The 5,759-nt window shown below is 75.0% G+C and carries 4 protein-coding genes; 3 read left to right on the forward strand and 1 reads right to left on the reverse strand.

Going from position 1 to position 5,759, the window contains the following annotated elements; all coding sequences use genetic code 11:
• Both VI078_01575 and rlmN read left to right on the forward strand, forming a co-directional pair.
• The coding region (locus VI078_01575; GenBank protein ID HEY5997978.1) for an aminoacetone oxidase family FAD-binding enzyme at positions 1–869 on the forward strand (869 nt) is incomplete at its 5' end.
• Positions 866–1,897, forward strand: coding sequence for a 23S rRNA (adenine(2503)-C(2))-methyltransferase RlmN (gene rlmN, locus VI078_01580; protein ID HEY5997979.1), 1,032 nt, complete (start codon positions 866–868; stop codon positions 1,895–1,897). The genes VI078_01575 and rlmN, both read left to right, overlap by 4 nt.
• Here the strand turns inward: rlmN and VI078_01585 are convergent.
• Positions 1,894–2,385, reverse strand: coding sequence for a hypothetical protein (locus tag VI078_01585; protein HEY5997980.1), 492 nt, complete (start codon positions 2,383–2,385; stop codon positions 1,894–1,896). The genes rlmN and VI078_01585 overlap by 4 nt on opposite strands.
• 239 nt (positions 2,386–2,624) lie before the next feature.
• On the opposite strand from VI078_01585, the gene VI078_01590 reads away from it, so the two are divergent.
• The coding region (locus VI078_01590) for a C25 family cysteine peptidase (protein HEY5997981.1) at positions 2,625–5,759 on the forward strand (3,135 nt) is incomplete at its 3' end.

The following is a 5,759-nucleotide window of genomic DNA, read 5'->3' on the forward strand; positions in this document are numbered from 1 at the left end:
GGCGCGGCGTGCGCCTGCTGACGCGCCGGCGCGTGGCGGCGATCAAGCGCGCCGACGGGGGCTTCACCGTCTCCGGGGAGGGCTTTGCGCTCGCGGCCGCGCGGGTCGTGCTGGCCGTCGGCGGCGCCTCCTACCCGCAGACCGGCTCGCGCGGCGACGGCTACCGCATCGCGGCCGCTCTCGGGCACCGCATCGTCCCGCCGCGGCCGGCGCTCGTCCCGGTCGTCTGCCGCGAAGCCTTCCTCAAGAAGCTGGCCGGACTGCGGCTGCGCAACGTGCGCCTGCTTGCGCAGCCCGCAGGCGCGCCGGCGCTCGATTCCTTCGGCGAGGTGCACTTCACCCCGTTCGGGATCTCCGGGCCCGCGGTCTTCCCGGTCAGCGGGCGCATCGGCGCCCTGGCGGAGGCCGCGCCGGTGCCGCTCGTCATCAACCTCAAGCCGGCGCTCGACGAGGGGAAGCTGCAGGCGCGGCTCGAGCGGGAGTTCGCCCCGGCCGCGCACCGCACGCTTTCGGCGCTCCTCGCGACGCTGCTGCCGCGCCAGCTCGTCCCGGTCTTCCTCGAGGCCGCGGGCCTCGACGGGGCGCTCCCGCCGGGGCGGGCGGGCATCGCGGCCCGCGCGGCGATCGCGCGGCTGCTGCACGCGTTCCCGCTGACGGCGACCGGGACGCTCCCGATCGCGCAGGGGATGGCAACAGCCGGCGGCGTCGACCTGCGCGAAGTCGACCCGCGGACGCTCGAGTCGCGCCTGGTCCCCGGCCTCTTCTTCGCGGGCGAAGTCCTCGACCTGGACGGCGACACCGGCGGCTACAACCTCCAGGCGGCGTTCACCACGGGCCACCTCGCCGGCCTCGCCGCTGCGCGACCATGACGGACGGGGCGCTGCCCGACCTGAAGAAGCTCTCCCGCGAGGAGCTCGTCGCGCTGCTCGGCGAGCTGGGGCAGCCGCCGTGGCAGGCCGACGAGGTGCGCCGCTTCCTCTACGCCAAGGGCGTCACGGAGATCGGCGGACTGACCTCGCTGCCCCGGCGTGTGCGCGAGGAATTGGCGGCCCGCTCCACCATCGGCGCGCCCGAGGTCGTGGACCGCCTCGCCGCCCCCGACGGGACCGTCAAGCTGCTGCTGCGCTTCGCGGACGGGGCGGCGTGCGAGACGGTGCTGATGCCCGAGCCGGCCCGGGTCACCCAGTGCCTCTCGTCCCAGGCCGGGTGCCCGCTCGCGTGCGCCTTCTGTCGCACCGGGGCGCTCGGCCTCACCCGCAGCCTGCACTGGTCGGAGATCGTCGACCAGTGGCTCGCGGGCCGGCGCGCCCTGCCGCGCGGGCGGCGGGTGACCAACCTGGTCTTCATGGGGATGGGCGAGCCCCTCCTGAACCGGGCGGGGCTCGAGGAGGCGCTGCGGTTCCTGATCTCGGCGGAGGGCGGCGGCATCGCCGCGGGAAAGGTGACGGTCTCGACGGCGGGGATCGTGCCGGGGATCGACTGGCTCGGGAAGACGCTGCCGCAGGTGAAGCTCGCGGTGTCCCTCAACGCCCCGGAGGACGCGCTGCGTTCGCGGCTGATGCCGGTGAACCGGAACTACCCGCTGCGCGAGCTGATCGCGGCGCTGCGGCGCTACCCGACCGGCAGGAGGCCGATCACGATCGAGTACGTGCTGCTCGGGGGCGTGAACGACTCGCCGGCGCTGGCGGCGCGACTCGCGCACCTGCTCCGGGGCCTGCGCTGCACGGTGAACCTGATCCCCTTCAACCCGCACTCCGGGCTGCCCTTCGCCGCGCCCGCGGAGGCGGCGGTGCACGCCTTCCAGGCGCGGCTGCGGGGCGCCGGCTGCGCCGCGTTCATCCGGCGCAGCCGCGGCGGCGAGATCGGCGCCGCCTGCGGCCAGCTCGGCGGCGGCTAGCGGTAGTGCCCTTCCCTCCAGACGCGGCGCCGCTCGTAGTGGCCGCGCCCTCTGCCCGCGTCGTAGCCGTACCGTCCGTGATCGTGCCGCCCGCCGCGCGCGTAGCCGCGGTAGCGGTCGTCGTGGTCTCCCCAGCCGCCCCAGGTGGCGCCGATCACGATCGCCGCCGGCACCCAGACATCGACGTAGTCCCAGTAGCCGGGCACCCAGTAGCGCGTCGGCGGCGCGGGCACGTAGACCGGCGGCGGGGGCGGCGGCGGACAGTACACGGGGGCGGGATAGATCGGAACGGGAACCCCGACGCCCACACCGACCGCCACGGGTTGCGCCTGCGCGGCGTCGCCGATCACCGCCAGGAGTCCGAGCGCCCCGAGAGCGATCGCGGCGCCCTGCCAGCGGTGGCGGGCCGCCGAGCCCGCGACCGCGGGGCGGGGCCCCCAGGCGACGAGCAGGGCCGCGATGAGAATCATTCCGACAATGCGCTTCATGTGCACCAGCCTCCTCTCGCATGTGCTGACAATCCCGTGGACAACGGCCCGCCGCGGAATGTTCCGCCTTCGATGCATCCCGAGGCGCCGGCACCCCGCCCCGCAGACAACCGCCTATGATGTTATGAGACTCGTTTAGTGACAAAAAAGTGTTGCTGGACTTATACTATTGCCAAGTGTAGTGTGTGACCCCAAAGGGGACGCATACATTGTATACGCTTCTTGTGCGCCTCAGGCGAATGGTGCCCGCCGCAGGTCTGCCCGCAGCCCTGCTCGTCTTCGGGCTCCGCCTGCCCGGAGCCACTGCGTCCGCCTCTGTCCAGGGGCATCTCTTCCAGGAGGATCAGTGCGGCAGTTGCCACCTTTTCCCCTCGCGCGACGGGGCGTTCCTCAGGGATGACGCCTTCCGTCGGGACATCGCCTCCCTGTGCCTCGCCTGCCACGAGCGCGAGCGCGGGGGAATCGGCCACCGGGTCGGCATGGTCCCCTCGATGCGCATTCCCGCGGACATGCCCCTTGACGCCGCCGGGCGCCTGACGTGCGCCTCGTGCCATGACCCGCACGCCGTGGACGGGCCGAACCGCTGGCTGCTGCGCCGCCCGCCCGGTGCGCCGCTCTGCCGCGCCTGTCACCCGGACGGCATGCCGGAGCGCGAGCCGCCGGCTGTGGCATTCACGTTCCCGCCCGAGGGCGCCGTCATCGCCGCGGGACAGACGGTCGTCGCCGGCACCGTGGCAAACCGCTCCCTGGTGGAGGTTCGCGTCAGCACCGGTCGCGAAACGTTCGCGGCCCCCGTGGTCCGCGGCGGCTTCGTCGCCCGCGTCCGGCTCGCCCCCGGGGCCACCACGGTGACGGTCGCCGCCGGCGGCCGCGAGGTGCCGCTGCGATTGGTGGCGCGGCCCGCGTCCGCCACCTGGACCCCGCACCTGACCAACGACGCGGCGCAGTGCGCCGTCTGCCACCCGGGCTGGGAGCGCGACGGCTTCTTCGTCGGCATGGCCCCGGGCGAGACGTGCCAGCGCTGCCACGCGCGCGTCGACACCCTCCCCCGGCGCCACGAGCCGGCCGCGCTCGGCGAGTGCACCGCCTGCCACGACCCCCACGGCACGCCGTCGGCGCGCGCCGCACGGCGCGACGGAGAGCGCTGCGGCACCTGCCATGACCCGGCTGCCGCCGCCCGGCACCTCTATGAGTCGAACATCGGGCGCGCCAGCGCAATCACCGCCTGCGGCGACTGCCACGACCCGCACCAGTCGACGCGCCCCGCGCTGACCACCGCGGTCGCGGCGTCGCTCGCCCTGCCGCTGGCCCTCGAGGCGCCCGCGCCATCGCTGCGCGTGGGACGGGGCGGCGCGGCGGACGTCGCGCTGACCGGCTTCGGTCTCACCGACGACGCGGGCAGGCCGCAGCTGCCGGAGCGGATCGTCACGCTCGCCGTGCCGCCGGGCGCAGACCCCGGGACCGCACGCCTGCGCATCCTCGAGGCGGACGCGGCCGAGTTGCCGGGGCGCCACGCCGTGGCGCCCGCGCCGCCCGCGGCGACCTTCGTCGACGGCACGATGATCACGGAATGGGGGGGCAGCCGGAAGGTCCGCGACGGCAGGGACCTCGCCGTGTACGAGACTGACGCACCCTGGCCGCCGGCACCCCTCGCGCTGGAGCGCCCGTCGGCCCTCGGGGACGTCGCTCTCGTCCGCGTGGCCTTCCGTCCCCTCCAGTACCGGCCGGCGACGGGCGCGCTCACCCACACCCGCCGCGTGGTCGCGGAGGTCGAATTCGAACCCGCGCCGGCGGGAACCGCCGAGAGCGCGCGACGCGCGCCGCGAGCGGCGGCCGCGACGGCCGACGAGCTGCAGATTGCGAACGCGGGGCGGGCCCGGAGCTGGTCTGTGGAGGCGAAGCGTTCGGCGTCCCGGCTCAGGACCGCCGCCGGCCGCGAGAGCGCCGCGGCGGCGATCGAGAGCGACGGGACGCCGCAGGCGGCGTACCTGGTCGTCACGACGAAGGCGACCGCCGCCGCCAGCGCGGTGCTGGCCGAGTTCGCCGCGCACAAGGCCTCGCGCGGCCTGCCCGTGCGGATCGCCACCGAGGATGACTTCGGCGCCGCGGCGGCGGGCAGGCAGCGGGCCAACGCGATCCGCGAGTGGCTGCGCGCCAACGCCTCGGCGCTGGGCGCCCGCTACCTGCTCCTCGTCGGCGACCCGACCCCCGAGAGCGGGGACGTGCCAATGCTGCGCGCCTGGCCGCGGCGCGGCGCGACGACCAACACCACGTACCTCGACGCGCCCACCGACGCGTTCTACGCCGACCTCTCGGGCTCCTGGGACCTCGATGCCGACGGCTACCCCGGCGAGTTCCGCCACGACGGCGGCCCGGGCGGCGTGGACTTCGTGCCCGAGCTCTTCGTCGGCCGCATCCCCGTGTACGGCGGCGACGTCGCCACGCTCGACGCGATCCTGCGCAAGGTCATCGCCTACGAGACGGACCCGGGCGACCTCTCCTGGCGCCGCTCGGCGCTGCTGCCGATGAGCTTCTCCGACGCGTACACCGACGGCGCCTGGCTCGCAGAGCAGATGAAGGGCGACTACCTGCTCGGCCGCGGGTTCTCGCCGTGGTCGCTCTACCAGGAGGGGAGCGCGGGCGGCGCGGCCTCGGTCTTCACGCCCGACGCCGAACTGCGCGGGGGGACGGCCGCCGAGCGCTGGGCCGCGGTGCCCTACGGCGTGGTCGCCTACTGGGGGCACGGCTCGGCGACGCGCACGCTCGTCGGCTACACGGGGGCGTGGGACGGCGACCTGCTCGTGGCGCCGACGGCCGCGCTCAACGACGCGACGCCGGCGTTCGTCTACGAGACCGCCTGCCTCAACGGCTACCCGGAGACCGACGCGAACCTCGCCTACCAGCTCCTGAAGAACGGCGCGATCGCCACGGTGGCCGCCAGCCGCGTCTCCTGGTACGCCGTCGGGCAGCAGGACTTCCGTCTCTCGACGAGCAACGCCGGGCTCGGCTACCGCTACCTCTCGCTCCTGACCGCGGGCGAGGCCGCGGGACGCGCGCTGGCGCTGGCCAAGGGCGACCCGGCGCTGGGCGCCGTCTCGGACACCGCCTGGATGAACTTCATGGACTTCAACCTCTACGGCGACCCCTCGGTGGGGCTCTTCCCGGGGCCGGTCCTCCAGGCTTCGCCGGGGAGCATCGCGCTGGTCGCCGCCGAGGGCGAGGAGGACGCGCTCACCGAAGGGCTCGTCCTCTCGGCCGGCGACGCCGCGATCGGCGTGCAGGCGCAGGCCGGGGCGGCGTGGCTCGGCGGCGTGCCCCTCGACGTGCAGACCCCCGCGACCCTGGCCCTCACCGCGGCGCCCGGCGGCCTGCCC

It is taken from the genome of bacterium, assembly GCA_036524115.1.
Lineage (GTDB): Bacteria > JAUVQV01 > JAUVQV01 > JAUVQV01 > DATDCY01 > DATDCY01.